Annotated in this window: 18 protein-coding genes; 13 read left to right on the forward strand and 5 right to left on the reverse strand. The window is 65.8% G+C overall.

The genetic code is table 11. The features are described 5' to 3' along the window. Nucleotides 1-15 precede the first annotated feature (15 nt). The 11 genes from ndk (at nt 16) to ACYJP6_RS21570 (ending at nt 11,894) form a co-directional block, all read left to right on the forward strand. Complete coding sequence (gene ndk / locus ACYJP6_RS21520) at nt 16-447, forward strand: nucleoside-diphosphate kinase (protein ID WP_007162425.1); 432 nt, start codon at nt 16-18, stop codon at nt 445-447. A gap of 93 nt (nt 448-540) precedes the next feature. After that, the gene (gene rlmN, locus ACYJP6_RS21525) at nt 541-1,680 is read left to right on the forward strand and encodes a dual-specificity RNA methyltransferase RlmN (protein WP_459477682.1); all 1,140 of its coding nucleotides are present in this window, start codon (nt 541-543) and stop codon (nt 1,678-1,680) included. Nucleotides 1,681-1,690: 10 nt separating this feature from the next. Further along, nucleotides 1,691-2,461 carry a type IV pilus biogenesis/stability protein PilW gene (gene pilW, locus ACYJP6_RS21530; protein ID WP_145009460.1) on the forward strand — a complete coding sequence of 257 codons (771 nt, stop codon included), beginning with the start codon at nt 1,691-1,693 and terminating at the stop codon, nt 2,459-2,461. Further along, a complete protein-coding gene (locus ACYJP6_RS21535; protein ID WP_459477684.1) occupies nt 2,458-3,435 on the forward strand; it encodes a RodZ domain-containing protein in 978 nt (325 codons plus the stop codon). The genes pilW and ACYJP6_RS21535 overlap by 4 nt, the downstream gene beginning before the upstream one ends. A 27-nt stretch (nt 3,436-3,462) precedes the next feature. After that, nucleotides 3,463-4,575: a flavodoxin-dependent (E)-4-hydroxy-3-methylbut-2-enyl-diphosphate synthase gene (gene ispG, locus ACYJP6_RS21540; RefSeq protein WP_058759998.1), complete on the forward strand. Its 1,113-nt coding sequence runs from the start codon at nt 3,463-3,465 to the stop codon at nt 4,573-4,575. A 24-nt stretch (nt 4,576-4,599) separates the two neighbouring features. Then, on the forward strand, nt 4,600-5,907 hold the full coding sequence (gene hisS, locus ACYJP6_RS21545) for a histidine--tRNA ligase (RefSeq protein ID WP_459477686.1): 1,308 nt from the start codon (nt 4,600-4,602) through the stop codon (nt 5,905-5,907). Nucleotides 5,908-5,918: 11 nt separating this feature from the next. Continuing rightward, complete coding sequence (locus ACYJP6_RS21550) at nt 5,919-6,560, forward strand: tetratricopeptide repeat protein (RefSeq protein WP_459477688.1); 642 nt, start codon at nt 5,919-5,921, stop codon at nt 6,558-6,560. Next, the gene (gene bamB, locus ACYJP6_RS21555) at nt 6,560-7,702 is read left to right on the forward strand and encodes an outer membrane protein assembly factor BamB (RefSeq protein ID WP_459477690.1); all 1,143 of its coding nucleotides are present in this window, start codon (nt 6,560-6,562) and stop codon (nt 7,700-7,702) included. The genes ACYJP6_RS21550 and bamB overlap by 1 nt, the downstream gene beginning before the upstream one ends. 77 nt (nt 7,703-7,779) lie before the next feature. Continuing rightward, nucleotides 7,780-9,267: a ribosome biogenesis GTPase Der gene (der, locus tag ACYJP6_RS21560; protein WP_459477692.1), complete on the forward strand. Its 1,488-nt coding sequence runs from the start codon at nt 7,780-7,782 to the stop codon at nt 9,265-9,267. Nucleotides 9,268-9,966: 699 nt separating this feature from the next. Continuing rightward, nucleotides 9,967-11,115, forward strand: coding sequence for a pyridoxal phosphate-dependent aminotransferase (locus tag ACYJP6_RS21565; RefSeq protein ID WP_459477693.1), 1,149 nt, complete (start codon nt 9,967-9,969; stop codon nt 11,113-11,115). Then, complete coding sequence (locus ACYJP6_RS21570) at nt 11,103-11,894, forward strand: amidohydrolase (RefSeq protein ID WP_459477695.1); 792 nt, start codon at nt 11,103-11,105, stop codon at nt 11,892-11,894. The genes ACYJP6_RS21565 and ACYJP6_RS21570 overlap by 13 nt, the downstream gene beginning before the upstream one ends. Here ACYJP6_RS21570 and ACYJP6_RS21575 read toward each other — a convergent pair whose 3' ends face one another. Next, nucleotides 11,895-13,043, reverse strand: coding sequence for an aminotransferase class V-fold PLP-dependent enzyme (locus ACYJP6_RS21575; protein ID WP_459477697.1), 1,149 nt, complete (start codon nt 13,041-13,043; stop codon nt 11,895-11,897). Nucleotides 13,044-13,176: 133 nt separating this feature from the next. Between ACYJP6_RS21575 and ACYJP6_RS21580 the strand changes: the two genes are divergently transcribed. Further along, nucleotides 13,177-13,638, forward strand: a complete 462-nt coding sequence (locus ACYJP6_RS21580; protein WP_459477699.1) for an Lrp/AsnC family transcriptional regulator — start codon at nt 13,177-13,179, stop codon at nt 13,636-13,638. A gap of 450 nt (nt 13,639-14,088) precedes the next feature. On the opposite strand, the gene ACYJP6_RS21585 is transcribed toward ACYJP6_RS21580, so the two are convergent. The 3 genes from ACYJP6_RS21585 to leuA form a co-directional block, all read right to left on the reverse strand. Beyond that, complete coding sequence (locus ACYJP6_RS21585; RefSeq protein WP_459477701.1) at nt 14,089-15,039, reverse strand: aldo/keto reductase; 951 nt, start codon at nt 15,037-15,039, stop codon at nt 14,089-14,091. Between the two features lie 54 nt (nt 15,040-15,093). Then, complete coding sequence (locus tag ACYJP6_RS21590; protein WP_459477703.1) at nt 15,094-18,399, reverse strand: EAL domain-containing protein; 3,306 nt, start codon at nt 18,397-18,399, stop codon at nt 15,094-15,096. Nucleotides 18,400-18,541: 142 nt separating this feature from the next. Next, entirely contained in the window at nt 18,542-20,212 is a 1,671-nt protein-coding gene (leuA, locus tag ACYJP6_RS21595) for a 2-isopropylmalate synthase (RefSeq protein WP_459477705.1), read from the reverse strand. 362 nt (nt 20,213-20,574) lie between these two features. Between leuA and ACYJP6_RS21600 the strand changes: the two genes are divergently transcribed. Beyond that, nucleotides 20,575-21,006, forward strand: coding sequence for a DUF4174 domain-containing protein (locus ACYJP6_RS21600; RefSeq protein ID WP_459477707.1), 432 nt, complete (start codon nt 20,575-20,577; stop codon nt 21,004-21,006). Nucleotides 21,007-21,262: 256 nt separating this feature from the next. On the opposite strand, the gene ACYJP6_RS21605 is transcribed toward ACYJP6_RS21600, so the two are convergent. Next, nucleotides 21,263-21,931, reverse strand: a complete 669-nt coding sequence (locus ACYJP6_RS21605) for a glutathione S-transferase family protein (RefSeq protein ID WP_459477708.1) — start codon at nt 21,929-21,931, stop codon at nt 21,263-21,265. Nucleotides 21,932-21,941 lie beyond the last annotated feature (10 nt).

A 21,941-nucleotide genomic window follows, 5' to 3' on the forward strand; every position in this document is an offset into this window, starting at 1 on the left:
ACATCCGGAGTTCACATGTCTGTTCAACGTACCCTGTCGATCATCAAGCCCGATGCCGTATCCAAGAATGTCGTCGGTGAGATCGTCACCCGCTTCGAGAAAGCTGGCCTGCGCGTCGTCGCTGCCAAGATGGTCCAGCTGTCCGAGCGCGAAGCCGGTGGCTTCTACGCCGAACACAAAGAGCGTCCCTTCTTCAAGGACCTGGTTTCCTTCATGACCTCCGGTCCGGTCGTGGTCCAGGTGCTGGAAGGCGACAACGCTATCGCCAAGAACCGTGAGCTGATGGGCGCCACCGATCCCAAGAAGGCCGACGCCGGTACCATCCGCGCCGACTTCGCCGTGTCCATCGACGAGAACGCCGTCCACGGTTCGGATTCCGAAGCGTCCGCCGCTCGCGAGATCTCCTACTTCTTCGCAGCCACCGAAGTCTGCGAGCGCATCCGCTAAGGATGAGCGCCGGCCAGGGAAGCGGCCAGCCCGCCTTCCTGGCACCGCCCGCGCGCCGCGCGGGCTTCAAACAGATTTCGTCGAGGTGATCCCATGACCACAGCCACCGATAAGGTCAATCTGCTGGGCCTGACCCAGCCGCAACTCGAGTCGTTCTTCGAGTCGATCGGGGAGAAGCGCTTCCGCGCCGGCCAGGTCATGAAGTGGATCCATCACTTCGGCATCGACGACTTCGACGCCATGAGCAACCTGGGCAAGGCGCTCAAGGAAAAGCTCAAGGCCGCCGCGGAAATCCGTGGGCCCGAAATCGTCAGCGAAGACATCTCCCGCGACGGCACCCGCAAGTGGGTCATCCGCGTCGCCTCCGGCAGCTGCGTCGAGACCGTCTACATCCCGCAGAATGGCCGGGGCACCCTGTGCGTGTCCTCCCAGGCCGGTTGCGCCCTGGACTGCAGCTTCTGCTCCACCGGCAAGCAGGGCTTCAACAGCAACCTCACCGCCGCCGAAGTGATCGGCCAGGTGTGGATCGCCAACAAGTCCTTTGGCAGCGTGCCGGCCAAGATCGACCGTGCCATCACCAACGTGGTGATGATGGGCATGGGCGAGCCGTTGCTGAACTTCGACAACGTCGTCTCCGCCATGCGCATCATGATGGACGACCTGGGCTACGGTATCTCCAAGCGCAAGGTCACCCTGTCCACCTCGGGCGTGGTGCCGATGATCGAGGAGCTGGCCAAGCACGTCGACGTCTCCCTGGCGCTGTCGCTGCACGCGCCCAACGACGAGCTGCGCAACGAACTGGTGCCGATCAACCGCAAGTATCCGCTGGCCATGCTGCTCGACGCCTGCCAGAGATACATCGGGCAACTGGGCGAGAAGCGCGTCCTGACCATCGAGTACACCCTGCTCAAGGACGTCAACGACCTGCCCGAGCACGCGCTGCAGATGATCGAGCTGCTGCGCAACGTGCCCTGCAAGATCAACCTGATCCCCTTCAACCCCTTCCCGCACTCCGGCTACGAGCGGCCGAGCAAGAACGCCACCCGCCGTTTCCAGGAGCTGCTGCAGCAGGCCGGCTTCAACGTCACCGTGCGCACCACCCGCGGTGACGACATCGACGCCGCCTGCGGCCAGCTGGTGGGGCAGGTCATGGACCGCACCCGCCGCAGCCAGCGCTACATCGCCGTTCGCCAGCTCGACGGTGCCGAAACCGTATCGCCGCTCCAGGGCTGAGGGCGCGACCATGGCGATCACGCGCTGTGCGGCCCTCGCGCTCGCCCTGTTGGTCGGCGGCCTGGCCGGCTGCGTGACCGAGGGTGATCGCAACCCCATGGATACCCGCCAGGGACGGATGCAGGCCCGTGACGCCTACATCCAGCTCGGCCTCGGCTATGTCCAGCAGGGCAACACCGAGCAGGCCAAGGTGCCGCTGAAGAAGGCCCTGGAACTGGATTCGTCCAGTGCCGATGCCCATGCCGCCCTCGGGCTGGTGTTCCAGGCCCAGGGCGAGACCGACCTGGCCGACCAGGAATACCGCCTGGCCCTGCGCGAACGGCCCCGCGATGCCCGCATCCTCAATAACTATGGCAGCTTCCTCTATGAGCAGGGGCGCTACAAGGATGCCTACGAACGCTTCACCCAGGCCGCCGAAGACAGCCTCTATCCCGAACGCGCCCGGGTGTTCGAGAACCTCGGCCTGACCGCCCTGCGACTCAATCAGGTCGACTTGGGCAAGGAAAATCTGGAAAAATCCCTGCGGCTGGATCGTAACCAGCCCAGGGCCCTGTTCGAATTGGCTCAACTGGCCTACCAGACGCGCGATTACGTGCCTTCTCGTAGCTATTACCAGGCCTTCAGCCAGCTCAGTCCCCAGGATGCCCGCAGCCTGTTGCTCGGGATCCGCCTCGCCGAAGTGTTCAACGATCGCAACACCGCCGCGAGCTATGCCCTGCAGCTGAAGCGCCTGTACCCGAACTCACCTGAATATCGTCAACTTCAGTCGGAGCAGAAATGACCGCAGTGCAATCCGAAGCGGTACACGCCGGACGGGGCAATCCCGGTGAGATCTTGCGGCAGAAGCGTCTGGCGCTTGGCTGGAGCCAGGCCCAGGTCGCGCAGAATCTCAACCTCAGCGAGCGCATCATCGAGCAGCTCGAATCCGGCAACTATCAGCAGATGCCGGGGCACACCTTCGCCCGCGGCTATACCAAGGCCTATGGCAAGCTGCTTGGCCTGGACCAGGTCGAGTTGGTGCGCACCTTCGACGGCTACACCGGTACCGATGCCAAAGGCAGCACCGTGCACAGCCTTGGCCGGCTCGACGAGCCGGTACGGCTGTCACGCAACGTCCTTAGATTCGTCAGCTTCATCCTGGTGGTGCTGATCATCGCCATGGGCCTGTTCTGGTGGCAGGAACGCAGTCGCCAGGCCTCCAGCAGCAGCGCCGTGAGCATGGAGCACGTCGAGGTCGAGGGTGCCGACGGCAAGACCGAGATCCATCCCATCGACGAGCCGGAAGAGCAGCCCTCGGTCGCTGCCCAGCAGCCGTCCGCCAGCCTCCCGTCGCCGGTGGGCACGCCCACTCCCGATGCCAATGCCGTCGCCGCCATGACCGCGCCCACCGCCGCGCCCACCCCGGCCCCGGTGACCGGCACCAGCGCCCCGGCGACCACGACGCCCGCCGCCGCGGCCCCTGTCAGTCCGGCACCCGCCGCCACGGCGGCCTCTGCCGCGGGCAGCGACAGCCTGAACATCCGCTTCACCGCAAACTGCTGGATGCAGGTCAGCGACGGTAGCGGCAAGATCCTCTTCAGTGGCTTGAAGAAAGGCGGCGAGACCCTCGACTACGCCTCGATCAAGCCGCCGGTCAATATCCGTCTTGGCTACGCCCGCGGAGCCCAGATCACCTACAACGGCCAGGTCGTCGACCTCGCACCGTTCACCAAGGGCGAGACCGCCCGCATCAAACTCGGTCAGGCCGGACAATGACGTCCGGCGACCTCATGGGATACCAGCATGCATAGCGAATCGCCCATCAAACGTCGGTTGTCCCGCAAGATCTGGGTCGGCTCGGTGCCGGTCGGCGGCGATGCCCCCATCGCCGTGCAGAGCATGACCAACACCGAAACCTGCGACGTCGATGCCACCGTGGCGCAGATCCAGCGCCTGCAGGACGCCGGTGCCGATATCGTGCGCGTCTCGGTGCCCGACATGGACGCGGCCGAGGCCTTCGGTCGCATCAAGCAGCGAGTCAGCCTGCCGCTGGTGGCCGATATCCACTTCGACTACAAGATCGCCTTGCGCGTGGCCGAGCTGGGCGTGGATTGCCTGCGCATCAACCCCGGCAACATCGGCCGCGAGGACCGCGTCAAGGCGGTGGTCGACGCGGCGCGCGAGCGCGGCATCCCGATCCGCATCGGCGTCAACGCCGGCTCCCTGGAAAAGGACCTGCAGAAGAAATACGGCGAGCCCACCCCGGAAGCCCTGGTGGAATCGGCCATGCGTCACGTCGATCACCTGGAGAAGCTGGACTATCCGGACTTCAAGGTCAGCGTGAAGGCCAGCGACGTCTTCATGGCCGTGGCCGCCTACCGCCAGTTGGCGACCCGCATCGAGCAGCCGCTGCACCTGGGTATCACCGAAGCCGGCGGCCTGCGCTCGGGTACGGTGAAGTCCGCGGTCGGCCTGGGCATGCTGCTGGCCGAAGGCATCGGCGACACCATCCGCATCTCCCTGGCGGCCGATCCGGTCGAGGAGATCAAGGTCGGCTTCGATATCCTCAAGTCGCTGCGCCTGAGATCCCGCGGCATTAACTTCATCGCCTGCCCGAGCTGCTCGCGGCAGAACTTCGACGTGGTCAAGACCATGAACGAGCTGGAAGGACGCCTGGAGGACCTGCTGGTGCCCCTGGACGTCGCGGTGATCGGCTGTGTGGTCAACGGCCCTGGCGAAGCCAAGGAAGCCCACGTCGGCCTGACCGGGGGTACGCCCAACAACCTGGTGTACATCGACGGCAAGCCGGCGTCCAAGCTGAACAACGACAATCTGGTGGACGAGCTGGAAGGGCTCATCCGCCGCAAGGCGGCCGAAAAGGCCGAAGCGGATGCCGCACTCATCGCGCGCAGCTGAAAGATCAAGGAATAAGGCCCTTTCGTGAGCAAGTCCCTGCAAGCCATCCGTGGCATGAACGATATCCTGCCGGAGCAGACTCCGGCCTGGCGCTACCTGGAACGTACCTTCGCCACGCTGCTCGACGGCTATGGCTACCACGAGATCCGCCTGCCCATCATGGAGTTCACCGAACTCTTCGCCCGCGGCATCGGCGAGGGCACCGACGTAGTGGACAAGGAGATGTACACCTTCCTCGACCGCAACGAAGAATCCCTGACCCTGCGTCCGGAAGGTACCGCGGGTTGCGTGCGGGCGGTGCTCGAGCACGGCCTCACCGGCGGTGGCCAGGTGCAGAAGCTCTGGTACGCCGGCCCGATGTTCCGCTACGAGAAGCCGCAGAAGGGCCGCTATCGCCAGTTCCACCAGATCGGCGTGGAGGTGTTCAACCTGCCCGGACCGGACATCGACGCCGAGCTGATCGTGCTCACCGCGCGCCTCTGGCAGCGCCTTGGGCTGACCGACGCCGTCACCCTGCAGCTCAACAGCCTGGGCTCCAGCGCCGATCGCGCCCGTTACCGTGAGGCCCTGGTGGCCTATCTGCAGGAGCGCTTCGAGCAGCTCGACGAAGACAGCCAGCGCCGTCTGACCACCAATCCGCTGCGCATCCTCGACAGCAAGAACGCCCAGACCCAGGCGCTGCTGCAGCAAGCTCCGAACCTGGCCGATTACCTGGACGACGAGTCGCGCGCCCATTTCGACGGCCTCAAGGCCCGCTTGGACGCGGTTGGCATCCGCTACGAGATCAATCCCAAGCTGGTACGTGGCCTGGATTACTATGGCCGTACCGTGTTCGAGTGGGTCACCGACAAGCTCGGTGCCCAGGGCACCGTCTGCGCCGGTGGCCGCTACGATGGCCTGATCACCCAGTTCGGCGGCAAGCCCACCCCGGGTGTCGGCTTCGCCATGGGCGTCGAGCGCCTGGTCCTGCTGCTGGAAACCCTGGACCGCCTGCCGAGCGACCTGCAGCGTCCGGCCGACCTCTACCTCTGCGCCTTCGGCGAGGCGGCCGAGCTGGCCGGCCTGGGCCTGGCCGAGAAGCTGCGCGATGCCCGCCCTGACCTGCGCCTGCTGGTCAACGCCGGCGCTGGCAGCTTCAAGAGCCAGTTCAAGAAGGCCGACAAGAGCGGCGCGCTCTGGGCCATGATCCTGGGCGAGGACGAACTGGCCGCGCAACAGGTGGCACTCAAGCCACTGCGTGGCGATGCGCCCCAGGAAAAGGTCGATTTCGCGGCCCTGGCCGCCCGTCTGGACGAGATTTTGCCCCCGGCCGGTTCCGGCCGCGGGAATTGAGGAGAACGGATTTGAGTTCCATCGACGACGACAATCTGGTGGTCGCCAAGGCCTGGTGGCAGCGTAACGGCAAGCCGCTGGTGGCCGGTGGCGTCATCGCCCTGGTGGCGGTGCTCGGCTGGCAGGGCTGGCAGCGCTATCAGAATAGCCAGGCGCAGGGCGCCTCGGTGCTCTACCAACAGCTGGTGGAAGCGGCCCTGGCCCCCGGTGGCAAGGTCGACACCGCACGGGTGACCGACACCTACGGCAAGCTCAAGCAGGATTATTCCGGCACCGCCTACGCCCAGTACGGTAGTCTCTTCGTCGCCAAGGTGGCGGTGGAGAGCAATCGTCTCGACGACGCGGCGAACGAGCTCAAGGCGGTGGTGGACAAGCCCCACGACGCCGAACTCGGCGAGCTGGCGCGCGAGCGTCTGGCCCGGGTACTGGCGGCCCAGGGCAAGGCCGAAGAAGGCCTGAAACTGCTCGACGGCGAGGCGCCCAAGGCCTATGTCGCCAACCGCGAAGAATTGCGTGGCGACCTGCTGGTCGCGCTGAAGAAGCCGGCCGAGGCCCGCGCCGCCTATGAAAAAGCCCGCGCGGCGCTGCCCAACGATGCAGCCGAAGGCGTGCTGCAGATGAAACTCGATGATCTCGCCAAAGGAGACGCCTGATGTTGCGCTGGAAGCCTATCGCGGTACTGGGTCTCGCCCTTGCGGTCGTCGGGTGCAGCAGCACCGGCAAGAAGGAATTGCCCCCGGCCGAGCTGAAGGACATCAAGGCGGAAGTCCGGCTGGATGAAGTCTGGAGTCGCTCGGTGGGCGATGGCCAGGGCAAGGAATACAACCGCCTGGTACCGGCCGTCGATGGCCAGACCATCTTCGCCGCCGATGCCGATGGCCGGATCATGGCGATGAATCGCGAGACCGGCGCGGTGCTTTGGAAGAAGGACCTGGACCTGCCGGTTTCCGGCGGTGTCGGGGTCGGCTCCGGCTTGGTAGTGGTTGGGACCCTGCGCGGCCAGGTGATCGCCCTCGACGCCGGCAGTGGTGACGAGAAGTGGCGCGCCCAGGCTTCCAGCGAGGTGCTGTCCGCACCGGTGGTCAACAACGACGTGGTGGTGGTGCAGTCCCAGGACGACAAGCTGCAGGCCTTCGAGCTGGGCAGCGGTACCCGTCGCTGGATCTACGAGGACACCCAGCCGGTGCTGAGCCTACGTGGCACCGGTGCCCCCTTGGTCACCAACCAGCTGGTCATGGCCGGTTTCGCCAGCGGCAAGGTCGTCGCCCTGGACGTGCAGCGTGGCCTGCCGCTGTGGGAACAGCAGATCGCCGTGCCCAAGGGTCGTTCCGAACTGGAGCGCATCGTCGACGTCGACGGTGGCCTGTCGCTGGCGGGCGACACCCTCTATGTGGTCAGCTACAACGGCCGCGTGGCGGCGCTCAACCCGGCCAATGGCCAGATCCTCTGGCAGCGTGACGCCTCCAGCTACGACGGCGTCGCCGAAGGCTTCGGCAACGTCTACCTGAGCCTGGACAACGGTACCGTCGAGGCGGTCGAGGAGTCCTCGACGTCCGCGCTCTGGACCAACGCCGACCTGGCCCGTCGCCAGCTCACCGGGCCGGTGGTCTGGTCGAGCAACGTGGTGGTGGGCGACTACGCCGGCTACATCCATCTGCTGAGCCAGGTCGATGGCCGTTTCGTCGGCCGGACCAAGGTCGATGGTGACGGCGTCCGGGTACGGCCACTGGTCGTCGGCGACATGCTCTACGTCTACGGCAATGGCGGTACACTCGCCGCCTATCGTCTGCGCTAGAATTTTTATCCTCAACCGATGGCCGCTACCGTGAAGTTCGGTAGCGGCCATCGTGTTTTCTGCTCTGGGAGAGCCGCATGGTTCCCGTAATTGCCCTGGTGGGGCGGCCGAACGTCGGCAAATCCACGCTTTTCAACCGTCTGACCAAGACCCGCGACGCTATCGTCGCCGACTTCGCCGGCCTGACTCGCGATCGCAAGTACGGCGAAGCCAAGTGGCAGGGACGGACCTACATCGTGGTCGACACCGGCGGTATCTCCGGTGACGAGGAAGGCATCGACCTGAAGATGGCCGAGCAGTCGCTGCAGGCCATCGAGGAATCCGATGCGGTGCTCTTCCTGGTGGACTCCCGCGACGGCCTCACCGTCGCCGACCAGATGATCGCCGAGCACCTGCGCAAGAGAAACAAGCGCACCTTCCTGGTGGCCAACAAGGTCGACACCGTCGATCCGGACATCGCCCGGGCGGAGTTCAGCCCGCTGGCCATCGGCGACGCCTATCCCATCGCGGCGGCCCACGGCCGTGGCGTGAACAACCTGCTGGAAGCCGCCCTGGGCGTCTTTCCCAAGGACGAGGTGCAGGTCGAGGAGCTCTCCGAGGAAGAGGTGAAGGCCGCCGCGGAAGAGGGCGGGGACGTCTTCCGCCGGGTCCAGGGCATCGACGAGACCACCGGCATCAAGATCGCCGTGATCGGCCGGCCCAACGTCGGCAAGTCGACCCTGGTCAACCGCATGCTCGGTGAAGAGCGGGTGATCGTCTATGACCAGGCCGGCACCACGCGCGACAGCATCTACATCCCCTTCGAACGCAACGAAGAGCGCTATACCCTGATCGACACCGCCGGCGTGCGCCGCCGCGGCAAGATCTTCGAGGCGGTCGAGAAGTTCTCGGTGGTCAAGACGCTGCAGGCGATCCAGGACGCCAACGTGGTGATCTTCGTCATGGACGCCCGCGAGGGGGTGGTCGAGCACGACCTCAACCTGCTCGGCTTCGTGCTGGAGACCGGTCGCGCCCTGGTGATCGCCCTGAACAAGTGGGACGGCATGGAGTCCGGCGAGCGTGACTACGTCAAGACCGAACTGGAACGCCGCCTGCTGTTCGTCGACTTCGCCGACATCCACTTCATCTCGGCGCTGCACGGCACCGGCGTGGGCCATCTGTACAAGTCGGTACAGCAATCCTTCGCCTCGGCCACCACCCGCTGGCCGACCAGCCGCCTGACCCAGATCCTCGAGGACGCGGTACAGGAGCACCAGCCGCCGATGGTCAGTGGCCGCCGCATCAAGCTGAGATACGCCCACCTGGGCGGTGCCAACCCGCCGCTGATCGTGATCCACGGCAACCAGACGGAAGCGGTGCCCAAGTCCTATACCCGCTACCTGGAAAAGACCTATCGCCGGGTGCTCAAGCTGGTGGGCACGCCGATTCGCATCGAATACCGCGGTGGCGAGAACCCCTTCGAGGGCAAGAAGAACACCCTCACCGAGCGCCAGGTGAACAAGAAGCGCCGGTTGATGAGCCACCACAAGAAGGCCGAGAAGAAGCGCAAGGACAAGCGGCGGTAGGCTGGCAGGACGTTGCTGCGAAGGGAAGGGGGCTGATAGCCCCCTTTTTCTTTGGTAGAGGATAGAGCGAGGGGGTTCCTCCGCCGCACCGAATTGCCCCCTCTCCCTTTGGGAAAGGGTTGGGGTGAGGGCATCCCGTGCGACGTCTGTCCCAGTGGAAAAGGCTGCGCCGTTTTCCACGCTACGGTGGTTGCTTGATCGCGGTAGTGGTGGTGCGCCGATTCGGCCGGGTGCACGAGACAACCCCCTCTCCCTTTGGGAGAGGGTTGGGGTGAGGGCATCCCGTGCGACGTCTGTTTCAGTGGAAAAGGCTGCGCCGTTTTCCACGCTACGGTGGTTCCTCATCGCGGCAGCGGCGGTGCGTCGATGCGGCCGGGCGCACTGAACTACCCCCTCTCCCTCTGGGAGAGGGCTGGGGTGAGGGCCTGCCCCGTGATGAGCTTTCAATGAAACAGGTCGTAAGCCGTTCCCCGTTACGTCGCCAATGGTAACCCGACCACCTGCGGTTGCCCTCATCCTGGCCCTCTCCCGGAGGGAGAGGGGATGTTTGGATCAGGTCCCTGGCGCTAGCCCTAGCCCTAGCCCTAGCCTTAGCTAGGCCAAGGCCGTTGCCTGGCCGATCGGCATGGCAAGACTTGCCCTTCGCCGCAAAAGATCGCAGGCTGCCGGTCTCCTCCCAGCCAGACCTGTGCCCGCGCGATGATCCAGAGCAAGCTTCCCGACCTCGCCGTCACCATCTTCACCCGCATGTCCCAGCTCGCCGCCGAAACCGGGGCGCTGAATCTCTCCCAGGGTTTCCCCGACTTCGACGGTCCCGCCGAGTTGCTGGCAGCGGTCGGTCGCCATGTCGCGGCCGGCCATAACCAGTACGCACCCATGACCGGCCTGCCGGCGTTGCGCCAGCAGGTGGCGGCCAAGGTCGCGGCCTTCTATGGCCGGCAGGTGAGTACCGACACCGAGGTCACCATCGTGCCCGGCGCCACCCAGGGCCTGTTCTGCGCGATCCAGACGCTGGTGCGGCCGGGTGACGAGGTGATCGTCTTCGATCCCTGCTACGACAGCTACGAGCCATCGGTGCAACTGGCCGGTGGGCGTTGCGTGCACGTGCCCCTGGCCCTGCCGGGCTTCGGCATCGACTGGCCGGCTCTGGAAGCCGCGCTCAGCCCGCGCACCCGGGCCATCGTACTCAATACCCCGCACAACCCCAGCGGTGCCCTGATCGGTGCCGCCGAGCTGGATCGCCTGGCCGCCTTGATCCGCGGGCGCGATCTCTATCTGGTCAGCGACGAGGTCTATGAGCATCTGGTCTACGACGACCAGCGTCATGCCAGCGTCATCGCCCATGACGAACTCTATCCCCGCGCCTTCGTGGTGAGCTCCTTCGGCAAGACCTATCACGTCACCGGCTGGAAGACCGGCTACGTGGTGGCCCCGCCGGCGCTCAGTGCCGAATTGCGCAAGGTGCACCAGTACGTGAGCTTCTGCGGGGTGACGCCGATCCAGTGCGCCCTGGCCGATTTCATGGCTGCCCATCCCGAGCATCTGAGTGAGTTGCCGGCCTTCTACCAGGCCAAGCGCGATCTCTTCTGCGATCTGCTGGGTCGCTCGCGCTTCACCTTCCAGCGCGCTGCCGGCACCTATTTCCAGGTGGTGGACTACTCCGCCATCCGCCCTGACCTGGATGACGTGGCCATGGCCGAATGGCTGACCCGTGAGCATGGCGTCGCCGCCATCCCGCTGTCGGTGTTCTACCAGACGCCACCCACGGACCTGCGCCTGGTGCGCTTCTGCTTCGCTAAGCGCGAAGAAACCCTGCGCCAGGCAGCGGAGCGGCTATGCGCGATCTGACTCCGACCCAGGACCTGCGCCTGGCGCTGCTGCAGAGCGAATTGGCCTGGCATGACCCGGCGGCCAACCGGGCCCACTTCGAGGGCCTGTTGGCGGAGGTAGGGGCGGTCGACCTGATCATCCTGCCGGAGATGTTCACCACCGGCTTCTCCATGGACTCGGCAACCCTGGCCGAGCCCGTGGAGGGACCCACCTCGGCCTGGATGCGCGCCCAGGCGCAGCGCCTGGGCGCCGTGGTGACCGGCAGCCTGATCGTGCAGGACGAGCACGGCCAGTATCGCAATCGTCTGCTGTGGGCGACCCCGGACGGTGGATTGCTGCACTACGACAAGCGCCATCTCTTTCGCATGGCCGGCGAGCACGAGCATTATGCGCCCGGCGCGGAGCGGCAGCGGATCATCCTCAAGGGTTGGCGCATCCGCCCGCTGGTCTGCTACGACCTGAGATTCCCGGTATGGAGCCGCGCCCAGGACGATACCGATCTGCTGCTCTATGTGGCCAACTGGCCGGCACCCCGGCGGCATCACTGGAACCGCCTGCTGCCGGCGCGGGCCATCGAGAATCTCTGCTACGTCGCCGCGGTGAATCGGCTCGGCAGCGACGGCAATGGCCATCCCTATGCGGGTGACAGCCAGGTGCTGGACTTCCAGGGCGAAGCCCTGGTCGAGGCGGGCGCGGCGGCTGGTATCTTCCGTGCCACTCTGTCGGCGGCCGCCCTGGCCGCCTATCGTCAGCGCTTCCCGGCGCAGCGCGACGCCGACGCCTTCAGCCTTGACTGATCAGGCCCAGAAGGGCTTGGGCGGGGCGGCATGGGCGTGGATCAGGGCGACGGCCTGGTCCACGTCCGCTTCGCTGGTGTAGCGACCCAGGCTGAATCTGTAGCTGCGTGCCGCCTGCTCCGCCTCCAGGCCCAGCCCCAGCAGGACATGGGAAGGTGCGGCCTTGGCCGAACTGCAGGCTGAGGTGGTGGAGAAGGCCAGCCGGCGCTGCAGCGCTGCGGTATCCAGCGGCGTGGCGAAGGTCAGGTTGAGGGTGTGGGGGATGCGCTGCCGGGCGCAGCCATTGAGCTGCATGCCGTTCAGGGTCTGCACCCCAGCCAGGAACCGCTCGCGTAACTGGCCGAGACGCTCGCTCTCGCGCGCCATGGCCTGCCCGGCGAGGGCGAAGGCCGTACCCATGCCGACGATCTGGTGGGTGGCCAGGGTACCCGAGCGCAGCCCACGCTCATGACCGCCGCCATGGATCTGTGCCTGGAGGGCCCCTTCCGCGCGCGGGCCGACATAGAGAGCGCCGATGCCCTTGGGGCCATAGGTCTTGTGGGCGGAGAAGGACATGAGATCGACCTCCAGCCGCGCGAGGTCGATGGCGACCTTGCCGGTGGCCTGGGCGGCGTCGACGTGGAACAGCGCCCCGCGGGCGCGAACCTGGGTGCCGATGTGGGCGATGTCGGTCAGGGTGCCGAGTTCGTTGTTCACCCGCATCAGCGAAACCAGGAAGGTATCGTCGCGCCAGGCACCCTCGACGGCTTCCGCGGTGATGAGGCCCTGCTCGTCGGGCGTCAGGTAGGTGACGGCGAAGCCCTCGGCCTCCAGCTGGGCGGCGGTATCGAGGATCGCGCGGTGCTCCAGGCAACTGGTGATGAGGTGACCCTGGCCGCGGCGGCGCGCCACGCCGAGCAAGGCGAGGTTGTTGGATTCGGTGGCTCCGGAGGTCCAGATCAGCTGCTCGGGCCGGGCACCGAGCAGCTCGGCGACCTGCTGGCGGGCGGTGTCCACGGCGCGCTGGGCATCGTTGCCGAAGGCATGGCCGCGCGAGGCGGGATTGCCGAATACCCCTTGCCGACCCAGGCAGCCGAGCATGGCTTCGATGACGGCGTCATCGACCGGCGTGGTGGCGGCGTAGTCGAAATACAGCGGAAGAGCGTCCATGGCGGGGCCTCAGGCGTTTGGATGGCATCAGGTTAACGCCGTCGCCGGTGAAGGAATTTGCTTTTTCCTCGCTAGGCTGAGATTGAATTCGAATATGATTCTGCCAATAGGAAATTAAAGAGAAAATTTTTCCTTGGATCGTTTCGACCGCGCCATTCTTGACCTCTTGCAGCAGGACAGCACCCAGCCGGTGGCCGAGATCGCCGAGCGCATTGGCCTGGGTACCACCGCCTGCTGGCGACGCATCCAGAAGCTGGAGGAGCAGGGCGTCATCCGCGCGCGGGTGGCCCTGCTCGATCCCCGTGCGCTCAACGTGGGGGTGACGGTATTCGTGTCGGTCCGCACCAGCCAGCATGCGCAGGATTGGCTACAGCGCTTCCATGGGGCGGTAGCGGCCATCCCGGAAGTGGTGGAGCTCTATCGCATGGCCGGCAACACCGATTACCTGATGCGCATCGTGGTCCCGGACATCGCGGCCTACGATGGCGTCTACAAGCGACTGATCCAGGTGCCGGGGCTGCTGGACGTCAGCTCCAGTTTCGCCATGGAGCAGATCAAGTACAGCACGGCCCTGCCGCTGGATTATGTGCGGTGAGGGAGCGGCCTCGGATCCGTAGCGTGGAAAACGGCGCAGCCTTTTCCACTTGGTGGAAATCCGCGGCAAGGTGCGCCCTCACCCCAACCCTCTCCCGGAGGGAGAAAGAGCTATCCGAGCGGGCGCTCGACATTTCGCTGTGAGGCGTGCCCTCACCCCAACCCTCTCCCGGAGGGAGAGGGGGCTGTCCGAGCGGGCGCTCGGCATTTCGCTGTGAGGCGTGCCCTCACCCCAGCCCTCTCTCAGAGGGAGAGGAGGGTTGTCCAAGCACGGGGCGTTTCCACAAGCTCAGGCCAGATCGCGACCATGGCCCGCTCCTGCGGGCCGCCGTAGGTTGGGTTGAGCGTAGCAGAGCCCGACATCGCCTCGGGGCTGGCAATGTTGGGCTTCGACGATAGAGCCGTCTCAGCCCAACCTACAGTAATGCCTGCGGCCTATGGCCGCTATGCTTCAGTGGTAGGCGCTGACCTGATTCAGCAGGGTGATGTCGTCGGCCGGTAGCTGCAGCCGGGTGGCGGCGACCAGTTCGTCGAGCTGGGTCTGGGAGGTGGCGCTGACGATGGGGGCGGTGATGCTCGGCCGGGCGATCAGCCAGGCGAGGGCGACCTGGCCCGAGGTGGCGCCGTGCTTTTCGGCGATCTCGTCGAGACCGGCGAGGATGGCCATGCCGCGTTCGTCCATGTAGCGCTTGGCCATTTCCGCCCGCGAGCCCTGGAGGTCGTCCTTGGTGCGGTACTTGCCGGTGAGGAAGCCACTGGCCAGGGAGAAATAGCTGATCACGCCCAGCCCGAGTTCCTCGACCACGGGTTCCAGCTCGGTCTCGTATTCCTGCCGCGCATGCAGGTTGTAGTGGGGCTGCAGGCTCTGGTAGGCCGGTACGCCCAGGCGTGCGGCCACCTGGGTCGCTTCGCGCAGACGCTGGCCGCCATAGTTGGAGGCGCCTATGACCCGCACCTTGCCCTGTTCCACCAGCTTGGCGAAGGCACCCAGGGTTTCTTCCAGGGGCGTGTCCTCGTCGTCGCAGTGGGCCTGGTAGAGATCGATACGATCGGTCTGCAGGCGCTTGAGGGAGGCTTCCACCGCCTGCTGCACGTAGCTCGCCTTGAGGCCCTTGCGGCCCTGACCCATGTCCATGCCCAGCTTGGTGGCGAGGATCACCTGGTCGCGCTTGCCGCTCTGGGCGAACCACTTGCCGAGCAGGGTCTCGGACTCACCGCCCTGGTTGCCGGGCGCCCAGCGAGAATAGACGTCGGCGGTGTCGATGAAGTCGAGGCCGGCGTCGAGCAGGGCGTCCAGCATGCGGAAGGACTGGGCTTCGTCGAGGGTCCAGCCGAAGACGTTGCCGCCGAAGCAGAGCGGCGGGACCTGCAGGTCGGAATGGCCGAGGGTACGTTTTTGCATGGGATCCTCATCCAGATAGGTGGAGATACCCAGGTTACGACCGGTGGCCAGGGCTCAAGGTTCGAGGCGGGGCGGCTCCTGCCAGTCCTTCAGCGGGATCGGCTTGCCGAGGGCGTAGCCCTGGGCGTAGTCCACGCCGATGGTGCCGAGCAGTTCGAAGGTGGCGCGGGATTCGACGAATTCGGCGATGGTCGCGGCGCCCAGGTGGTGGGCGACCTGGTTGATGGACTCGACGATGGCCCGATCCAGGGGATCCTGGTCGAGGTTGCGGACGAAGCTGCCGTCGATCTTCACGAAGTCGACGCGGAAGTTCTTCAGGTAGGTGAAGGAGCTGAGGCCGGCGCCGAAGTCGTCCAGGGCGATGCGACAACCGCGCTCGCGGACCTGGCTGATGAGCGCGGAGGCCACCGACAGCTTGTTGATCACCGCGGTCTCGGTCAGCTCGAAGAGCAGGCGTTGTGGATCCAGCGGCGAGGCGGCGATCAGTTCCAGCAATTCGGGCAGGAAGTCGGGGTCGCTCAGGCTGTTGCCGGAGAGGTTGATACCGACGTGCAACTGGGGTCTTTCCTGCAACCAGGGCACCAGCTCGACCAGCACCTGGCGCACTACCCAGCGGTCGATGCTGCTCATCAGGCCGAATCGTTCCGCGGCCGGGATGAAGGTGGCCGGCGAGATCAGCTGGCCCTGGACGTCGCGCAGGCGCAGCAGCAACTCCACGTGCTGTTCCTCGCGACCGTTAGCGCGGGTGGCGACGATGGGTTGCGCATGCAGTTCGAAGCGATGTTGCTCCAGGGCCTCGCGCAGGCCGCTGGCCATGAGGATCTCCCGGTACTGGCGCTCCACGTCTTCGCTGCCGGCCCGGTAGAGGGCGGCGCGATTGCGGCCGGCGTGCTTGGCGGTGTAACAGGCCACGTCGGCCTGGCTCATCAGCTCGGCCGGGCTGCGGGTCTCGGCGGTGATGGCGACGATGCCGGCGCTGGCGCCGACGTCATAGACCCGGTCCTGCCAATTGAAGCGCACGGCGCCGATGCTGGCGATGAGCTTTTCGGCCACGGCCTCGGCCTGTACCAGGTCGCAATCGCGCAGCAGCAGGGCGAATTCGTCGCCGCCGATCCGGGCCACGGCGTCGGAGCCGCGCACGGTGTCGCGCAGCAGGGTGCCCAGCTCGCGCAGCAGCAGGTCGCCGGCGGCATGGCCGGCGGAGTCGTTGACCACCTTGAAACGGTCGAGGTCGATGAAGCACAGGGCGTGCTGGGTGGTGCCCGCCTGGGCCTGCTGCCAGGCGGCGTCCAGTTCCTGTTCGAACTTCAGGCGGTTGTAGAGTCCGGTCAGGGCGTCGTGGGAGGCGTTGTAGCTCAGTTCGCGCTGCAGGTTGCGCGCATGGGTGACGTTTTGGAACACCAGTACCGCGCCGATGATACGGCCATCGACTGTGCGCACCGGGGCGGCGGAATCCTGGACCTCGTGTCTTTCGCCATGGCGACTGAGCAGGACGGCTCCCTCGTCCAGCGAGGTGATGGTCTGTTCGCGCAGGCAGCGAGTCACCGGGCTGGGCAGGATCGCCTCGCTCTGGTTGTCCAGGATGCGGAAGATCTCTTCGTGGGGACGCCCCTGGGCATCCGCGAGCGACCAGCCGGTGAGCTGCTCGGCGACCGGATTGAGGAAGAGGATGCGGCCGTCCACGTCGGTGGTCAGCACGGCGTCGGCGATGGAGGCCAGGGTGACCTGCAGCCGTTCCTTTTCCTCGTAGAGCGCCGTGGTCAGGCGGTGGTGCTCGGTGACGTCCCTGTTGCTGCCGACGATGCGGCATTGGCCATCGCTGCTCTCGATGGCGATGACTTCGGTGCGGATCCGCCGCACCCCCCCGTCCGGGCGAACGATGCGGAATTCATGTTCGTAGGAGGACAGGGTGCGGATCGCCTCGCGGAAGATGGTCATGGAGGCGTCGCGATCGTCCGGATGCAGGGCCGCGATCCAGATCGTCAGGTCGTGATGGCCTTCGATCACCGGCAGTCCGTAGAGCTCGTGGACCTTGGCATCGGCGATGAACAGCCGATTGCGGCTGTCCCACTCCCAGATCCCGACATTGCTGGCGCGAATGGCCAGTTGCAGGCGTTCGCGCAAATGAGCGTTGGTGTCATCGGCGCGCCGCTCCGCATCGATGTCGCGAAGCTGGACGAGATAGCCCGACAGCAAATCCTGGTCGTCGTGATCGGGGGAGCAGGCCAGTGCGACCCAGAGGGCATGACCCTGATGGTGACGCAGCTGCAGCGTCTGCTCGTCTTCGCCGAGGTCCGGTTCGAGGTCGGGGGTGGCGAGCAGGTCGCGCAGCTGCAGGCCGTCGAGGGTGCCGCGTGGATAGCCGAGCATGGCTTCCAGGGCGGGATTGACGTTCGACAGGCGGCCCGCGGTGGACAGCAGTGCCATGCCATAGGGGGCGGAGTGCATGGCATGCCGGTAGCGAGCCTCGTTGCGCTGCAGGCGCTGGTGCTGATGGCGGCTCTGCTGCACGGCGGCGGCGAGCAGTAGCGGGGGAATCTGCATCAGCGCCACGGGAATGTAGGTCAGGGCCTGGATGGCCAGCGAGACCTGGGTCAGGTCGATGACGTGATCGTAGGCGATGAGGGTGCCCAGGATGAGGATGTGGAGACCGCCGATGAGCGCCGTGCCGGCCACGGTCAGGCGCATGGTCAATACCAGCAGGAGCGTCGCCAGGTAGACGAAGGGGTAGGGCAGATAGTCCAGGATGCCGATCGCCAGCAGCGGGCTCAGCACCAGCAGGGCGAGGAATTCCTTGGGACCATGTCGGGTGAAGGCAGACAGCCTGACCGGCCAGGGCAGGAAGGCCAGCGGCAGCACCACCAACAGACCCAGGGCGTCGCCGATGTACCAGTGCACGGCGATGGTCAGCAGCCCGGTTTCCCCATTGAGGCCGAAGACCAGGGTGCCCAGGGCGGCGCCGAGCAGTGGCGGCAGCAAGACGCCCTGGACCAGCAGCCGGCCCATGGCGGCGATATTGCGATCGAACGCCAGGCTATGGCGGCGTAGCAGCGTGGCACCGAGCAGGATCTCCGCCAGGCTGCTCAGCCCGAAGCCCAGCCCAAGCAGGAGCCGGCCGCCGCTCAGGAGGTCGGTCAGGCTGGCGGCCACCAGTACCGCGGCGGCCAGCAGGGGCCATTGCCGCCGCTGGCTGCGTAGCAACCACGCCAGTGCCAGGCCATTGGGCAACCAGAGCGTGGGGACCGAGCTGGCATCCTGGCGGGCGAGCGCTATGCACACCAGGGATGCGGTCAGGAACACGCCACAGAGCGCCAGGGCGCTGAACAGGGCGGGTAAAACGCGAAGTGAAGATACCTTCATTGATCGTCCGTACTGGAACGGTCCCTTCGCCAGACCGCGCGGCGGGAGCGGAAAGTCCTTAAGGCGATCAGTATCGACGCAGCGGTGACATAAAAAAAGGGAACGCCGACGGGCATTCCCTTTGCTTTGACCAGCGTCAGACTCAGGCGGCCTTGGCCTGTGCCTGGGTGACCGCGCGGTTCAGGGCACTGAGCAGCGCCCGGAAGCTGGCGGTGGTGATGTTCTCGTCGATGCCGATGCCGTGCAGCGGACGCTGGCCTTCCAGGCGGATCTCGATGTAGGACGCGGCCTTGGCGCTGGTACCGGCGCCAATGGAGTGCTCATGGTAGTCCATGATCTCCACCGCCTCGGGCAGGCTGGCCACCAGGGCTTCCAGCGGGCCCTTGCCGGTGCCGTGCCAGTGCTCGGTACGGCCTTCGACGGCTACCTGGATGTCGACGGTAGAGGTGCCGTCTTCCTCGCGCAGCTTGTGGCTGACCAGGGCATAGGGGCTCTTGGCCTGCAGGTATTCCTGTTCGAGCAGCCCGTGGATCTGGGCGGCGGTCATCTCCAGGCCCAGGCGGTCGGTCTCGCGCTGGACCACCTGGCTGAATTCGATCTGCATGCGGCGCGGCAGGCTGATGCCGTATTCCTGCTCCAGCAGGAAGGTGATGCCGCCCTTGCCCGACTGGCTGTTGACGCGGATGACCGCCTCGTAGTCGCGACCGATGTCGGCCGGGTCGATGGGCAGGTAGGGCACTTCCCAGAGGGCGTCCGGCTGCTGCTGGGCGAAGCCCTTGCGGATGGCGTCCTGGTGGGAGCCGGAGAAGGCGGTGTGGACCAGGTCGCCGACATAGGGGTGGCGCGGGTGTACCGGCAACTGGTTGCATTCCTCGACGGTCTTGCGCACGGCATCGATGTCGGAGAAATCCAGCTCGGGGTCGACGCCCTGGGTGTAGAGGTTGAGTGCCAGGGTCACCAGGCAGACGTTGCCGGTGCGCTCGCCGTTGCCGAACAGGCAGCCTTCGACACGATCGGCGCCGGCCATGACCGCCAGCTCCGAGGCAGCCACGCCGGTGCCGCGGTCGTTGTGGGTGTGGACGCTGATCAGCACGCTGTCGCGGCGGTCGATGTGGCGGCCGAACCACTCGATCTGGTCGGCATAGTTGTTCGGCGTGGCGCACTCGATGGTGGCTGGCAGGTTGAGGATCAGCTTGTTGGCCGGGGTCGGCTGGAACACGCCGATCACGGCGTTGCACACCTCGACGGCGAAGTCGGTCTCGGTGGAGCTGAACACCTCGGGGGAGTACTCGAAGCCCCACTGGGTCTCTGGGCGCTCGGCGGCCAGGCGCACGATGGTCTGGCCAGCGGCCACGGCGATGGCCTTGACCCCGGCCTGGTCCTGGTTGAAGACGATGCGGCGGAAACTCGGCGCGCAGGCGTTGTAGTAGTGGACGATGGCGCGCTTGGCACCCTTGAGTGATTCGAAGGTGCGTTCGATGAGGTCGTCACGGGCCTGGGTCAGCACCTGGATGGTGACGTCGTCGGGGATATGGCCACCCTCGATCAGCTCGCGGACGAAGTCGAAGTCCGTCTGGGAGGCGGAGGGGAAGCCCACCTCGATCTCCTTCAGGCCCACGGCAACCAGGCACTTGAAGAAGGCCATCTTCTTCTCGGCGTCCATCGGCTCGATCAGCGACTGGTTGCCATCGCGCAGGTCGGTGGACAGCCAGATCGGCGCCTTGTCGATGAGCTTGTCCGGCCAGGTACGGTCGGGCAGGGCGACGGGGGTGAAGGGACGGTATTTCTTCGAGGGATCTTTGAGCATGGTCATGGTGGGTCTTTCCTTGGGCGTGGTCGGGACTTACGAAGCGAGCGCGGTTGAGCTTCGCAGTCGTGGACTGACCAATCGCAGGCAGCGGTGCTGCCGGAGGAGGATGAGGGTATGGGCGTTGTGCATGGCGCCTACGTTAGTCCGCCCAGGGTACGGCTCGCAATGTTCTTTTTAAAATTGGCAGGTTTGAACATCCTTGCCTGCTTGTTGGTGATTTATTGCGCGTTCAAAGAAGATTTTGGTGATTCCTGAAAAGCTGGACGATCTTCTTTCTGTAACGGGACGTCGCTGGGGCGATCCGTATCGCTTGCCTGAGGTCAAGGCTAGAGAGTTGGAGTCCAAGAGGTCGGAGGAAAGCATCCATGAAGATCCTGTCCCTGGTCGGGGTGGCGACCACCTTGCTCGCCGGTCTGGTAGCCACGGCCCAGGCTGCTGACAACCCCCTCGCCGCTGAGCGTTGGCAGACGCGGCCGTTGATCCTAGTGGCGCCCACGGCGAACGATCCCCAGGTGACGCAGCTACGTGCCGAACTGGCGCAACCGGCCAATCGCGAAGCCTTCGTCGAGCGTGAGATGGTGCTCTATACGGTGGTGGACGGCGCCGGCAGCCGTAACGACCGGCCGTTGCGCCCCGAGCAGACCCAGGCGCTGCTCAAGGCACTCGATGCCCGCGCCGGGCAGCCGGCCACCCTCTATCTGGTCGGCAAGGATGGTGGGGTCAAGGTGCGTGAGCAGCAGGACTGGTCGCTCAAGGCGCTGTTCGGCACCATCGACCGGATGCCGATGCGGCGGTAGTCGTGGCTCCCTCACCCCAACCTTCTCCCAGGGGGAGAGGGGGTTCTCCGAGGCCATCCGGACGCCGTGTAGGATGGACAACGGCGCAGCCTTGTCTACGTGGGTAAGGTGGCGTGCCGTCAGTGGAAAACCCTGGCGCGGTTTTCCACGCTACGGGGGTGGGGTTTTCCTTCACCCCAGCTCTCTCCCCGAGGGAGAGGGGCGCAGGCACCGTAGGTTGGGTTGAGCGTCCAGCGAAGCCCAACGAGCCCAGTCCTCAGGCGTAGACGTAGGGCCCACCCTGCTCCAATGCCCGCTGGTAGGCCGGGCGGGCGTGGATGCGTTGGAGGAAGTCCACCAGCTTGGGTCGCTTGCCGTTGTTCAAGCCGGCGCGGGCATTGGCGGCTTCGAGGGGGAAGCTGAGCTGGATGTCGGCGGCGGTGAAGCTGTCGCCGACGAACCAGCCGCTGGCGCCCAGCTGGCTTTCCAGGTAGTCCAGGTGCAGGTCCAGTTGCGGCTGGATGAAGCTGGCCGTGGCTTTGGCGGCTATGCCCTTGGCGATGGGCTTGGCGAAGAAGGGCATCGGCGAGGTGGCGATGCGGTCGAACACCAGCTTGAGCAGCAGTGGCGTCATGGCCGAGCCTTCGGCGTAGTGCAGCCAGTAGGTGTAGCGGACGAACTCGGGACTGTCCTGGGCCGGCAGCAGTTGCTGGCCGTAGCGTCGCGCCAGGTAGTCGACGATGGCGCCGGATTCGGCCAGGGTCAGGTCGCCATCGACGATCACCGGCGACTTGCCCAGCGGATGCACCTTGCGCAATTCCGGCGGGGCGAACAGGCCGCCGGCGGCGCGCTCGTAGCGCTGCACCCGATAGTCGATGCCAAGCTCTTCGAGCAGCCAGAGCACCCGCTGGGAGCGGGAGTTGTTCAGGTGGTGGACGACGATCATGGTCTTTCCT

The sequence above is a fragment of the Pseudomonas sp. No.117 genome, assembly GCF_054558395.1.

Excerpts from the sequence above, each read along its gene's own strand:
- bamB (WP_459477690.1), top strand. The coding sequence starts at position 6,560 with ATGTTGCGCTGGAAGCCTATCGCGGTACTGGGTCTCGCCCTTGCGGTC.
- pilW (WP_145009460.1), top strand. The coding sequence starts at position 1,691 with ATGGCGATCACGCGCTGTGCGGCCCTCGCGCTCGCCCTGTTGGTCGGC.
- leuA (WP_459477705.1), bottom strand. The coding sequence starts at position 20,212 with ATGACCATGCTCAAAGATCCCTCGAAGAAATACCGTCCCTTCACCCCC.
- ACYJP6_RS21600 (WP_459477707.1), top strand. The coding sequence starts at position 20,575 with ATGAAGATCCTGTCCCTGGTCGGGGTGGCGACCACCTTGCTCGCCGGT.
- ACYJP6_RS21605 (WP_459477708.1), bottom strand. The coding sequence starts at position 21,931 with ATGATCGTCGTCCACCACCTGAACAACTCCCGCTCCCAGCGGGTGCTC.
- der (WP_459477692.1), top strand. The coding sequence starts at position 7,780 with ATGGTTCCCGTAATTGCCCTGGTGGGGCGGCCGAACGTCGGCAAATCC.
- ACYJP6_RS21575 (WP_459477697.1), bottom strand. The coding sequence starts at position 13,043 with ATGGACGCTCTTCCGCTGTATTTCGACTACGCCGCCACCACGCCGGTC.
- ACYJP6_RS21570 (WP_459477695.1), top strand. The coding sequence starts at position 11,103 with ATGCGCGATCTGACTCCGACCCAGGACCTGCGCCTGGCGCTGCTGCAG.
- rlmN (WP_459477682.1), top strand. The coding sequence starts at position 541 with ATGACCACAGCCACCGATAAGGTCAATCTGCTGGGCCTGACCCAGCCG.
- ispG (WP_058759998.1), top strand. The coding sequence starts at position 3,463 with ATGCATAGCGAATCGCCCATCAAACGTCGGTTGTCCCGCAAGATCTGG.
- ACYJP6_RS21565 (WP_459477693.1), top strand. The coding sequence starts at position 9,967 with ATGATCCAGAGCAAGCTTCCCGACCTCGCCGTCACCATCTTCACCCGC.
- ACYJP6_RS21590 (WP_459477703.1), bottom strand. The coding sequence starts at position 18,399 with ATGAAGGTATCTTCACTTCGCGTTTTACCCGCCCTGTTCAGCGCCCTG.
- ndk (WP_007162425.1), top strand. The coding sequence starts at position 16 with ATGTCTGTTCAACGTACCCTGTCGATCATCAAGCCCGATGCCGTATCC.
- ACYJP6_RS21535 (WP_459477684.1), top strand. The coding sequence starts at position 2,458 with ATGACCGCAGTGCAATCCGAAGCGGTACACGCCGGACGGGGCAATCCC.
- ACYJP6_RS21585 (WP_459477701.1), bottom strand. The coding sequence starts at position 15,039 with ATGCAAAAACGTACCCTCGGCCATTCCGACCTGCAGGTCCCGCCGCTC.